At 45.7% G+C, this 2,438-nt stretch carries 3 protein-coding genes; 1 reads left to right on the forward strand and 2 read right to left on the reverse strand.

The window, feature by feature from the left end; genetic code table 11:
* Positions 1-109 precede the first annotated feature (109 nt).
* Together AB4496_RS01005 and bioH are read right to left on the reverse strand one after the other, a co-directional pair.
* Entirely contained in the window at positions 110-583 is a 474-nt protein-coding gene (locus AB4496_RS01005; RefSeq protein WP_009848010.1) for a hypothetical protein, read from the reverse strand.
* A gap of 349 nt (positions 584-932) precedes the next feature.
* On the reverse strand, positions 933-1,709 hold the full coding sequence (gene bioH / locus AB4496_RS01010) for a pimeloyl-ACP methyl ester esterase BioH (protein WP_017099269.1): 777 nt from the start codon (positions 1,707-1,709) through the stop codon (positions 933-935).
* Between the two features lie 93 nt (positions 1,710-1,802).
* Here bioH and AB4496_RS01015 point away from each other — a divergent pair.
* On the forward strand, positions 1,803-2,438 hold a 636-nt coding region (locus AB4496_RS01015; RefSeq protein ID WP_372130501.1), incomplete at its 3' end, for a ComF family protein.

The following is a 2,438-nucleotide window of genomic DNA, read 5'->3' on the forward strand; positions in this document are numbered from 1 at the left end:
TTGCAGCTAGGCAACAAGTAAGTTCATCCCTATGAGCATAGAGGTTCTATGTGATTAGGGTGAACTTACGCAGTTAACAACACTGCAGCTTCAAGTATGAAGAGTATAACTATAATACGACTAACATCTCTGATGGAGCATGAGGCGCAACAGCATGACCATAATGATATTTTATGACCTTACGTCGTTTCTCCATCTGTCCCTCCTGAATCGCCGCATCTAAAACATGCTTTGGCAGGCGGAAACGCATGGTATAGCCCTTTCCTTGATCAGCACTGTATGTTCTCAGAGCCAATAAGCTGAACAGCCTGTCAAAAGGATCTTGTGGCTTTTCATGGCTAACCGAATTGGCCTCTGACTCGTTCTCCATTTCATAACCTGGATGGTCTGAAGGATCCCAAGCCGACTGCTGCCTTCGTTTATCGTCTGATTTTACCTTACGCTCTGCATTGGTTCTCGCCAATGCTACTGCGGGAGCAACAGGTTCTCGGACTCTATTATCACGCGCAACTTGCTCTGTTTGCACATTAACGGACGGGGCGATTAGTGGCACACTTACTGCAGTTGCAGGTGACACAATCATCGCGAACTCTCCTCAAGAATCGCCCATCTCTGTTGCCATAACGCTGTCGTACTGAGTCAGCACAACAGGCATAGCCCAACTTACCGCAATCAACTCATGAGAGAGTTAGGTCTGAGTATCATGCAATGCCTTGGTGTTATACCAATCGTAGTAAATAACTGCTCATCCTAGCTTGTTAAAATGCTCGATAACGGCGTTAGAACTTTTGATTGTAGAATAACTACTTATCAAAACTACTTGTCAAAAAAAAGCAGCCTTGTTCTCAAGCCTTTTTCCTACGCTATTTTTGAACACTTACAGTGATTGGTATTAGGTTATATATCGACCAATCCGGCAATAAATTTAGTGATTATTTTTGCGCGAAGCTAACTAGTTCACTGCAAAAGGCATCGGCTTCTGTCATAAACGGCGCATGTGAAGACTGCGTGAATATATATTGCTCGGTATGAGGCAGCGCTCTACCCAGATCTTTTGCTACCTTGATTGGCACCAATCCATCCAGTCGCCCGTATAAACGCAGCATAGGCACTGAAATCTCCGGCAGTTGTTCACGCAAGTCAACATCAGACAGCATCTTTAAGCCGGCCAATAAAGAATCAGGATTCGGAAGCGGACGAGACAGTACCGCTTGCTTGAGTTGTTTTACATCTTGCCTTGCAGAAGGGCTGCCCATGGCTTGCAGTGCCATAAAGCGTTCGATAGTGGTTTGGAAATCTTTAACCAGCTGTTCGGTAAATGCGCTTAATACGTTTGGCTGAATACCTCGCCATAACACGGGTTCTTTTGCAGCGGCGAATTTAGGAGAACTGGCAACAGTCACCAATTTGCTTACGTAATCTGAGTGATGCAAAGCCATGTGTGTTGCGACCAAGCCACCCAGTGACCAACCGACCCAAATAGCCTGCTTTGGAGCTTCGGCCAACAATTGCTGAGCTATCTCTTCAAGATCTTGAGCGTGGCAATGAGAACTGTGTCCATAGCCAGGAAGGTCAACAACATGCACTCGAAAATCAGCTTCTAACGCATCAACGGTTTGTTGCCATACCGCACCGTTCATTCCCCAGCCGTGAACCAACACTAAATCAGGCCCTTGCCCAGAAACATGCCAATATAACGTGTCACTCATTCTCGATATTCCCTACTTTTTCCATCAGCGATAATCCGCGCTTTTCAGTATTGTGAGTAAAAGGAACACCATAACCCAAAAGCATCACGAGCTATGTTATCCGATTGGCTACAAAAACACACACCACGTCTGGTCACACCTCAATGCGACCTGTGTAAGCTAGATAAGTCGCACAGCGATACTCACCCTAGATGGTGTAATTATTGTCTCAAACTCTTTGATCCAGTTCCTCGCTGCCGACGATGTGGTTTAAAAACGCTGCTCACAGTAGAGCAGTGCGGGCAATGTTTATCACAGCCTCCACCTTGGCATCGTCTCTATTGTGTTGGGGACTACACCTTTCCAACAGCACGTTACATTCAGCAAATGAAGTACGCCGATAAGTTTTGGTTTGCACGCGATCTGTCAAAGCTATTAGCTTCACGTATCGAACATCCTGCTTCGATGGTCACCAGTGTCCCTCTGCATTGGCGTCGATATATTCATCGTGGCTTTAATCAAAGTCAGCTGCTCGCTAATTACACAGCTCAAGAACTTGGCGTTAAAGATGAGGTGCTGTTCCGTCGAATTCGCTCAACAGCTTCTCAGCAAGGGCTAACTAAATCCGCGCGATTACACAATCTAAAGAGTGCTTTTACGCTTAGAAAACAAGACTTTCATGGAAATATCCCCTCTCACGTCGCGATAATTGATGATGTTGTAACCACCGGCAGTACTGTGTATCAATTA

The organism is Vibrio sp. 10N.222.46.A1 (assembly GCF_041473595.1).
GTDB lineage: Bacteria > Pseudomonadota > Gammaproteobacteria > Enterobacterales > Vibrionaceae > Vibrio > Vibrio tasmaniensis_A.

What these genes read in the sequence shown, in the direction of transcription:
- AB4496_RS01005 (WP_009848010.1), bottom strand. Translation starts at nt 583, where the DNA reads ATGATTGTGTCACCTGCAACTGCAGTAAGTGTGCCACTAATCGCCCCG.
- bioH (WP_017099269.1), bottom strand. Translation starts at nt 1,709, where the DNA reads ATGAGTGACACGTTATATTGGCATGTTTCTGGGCAAGGGCCTGATTTA.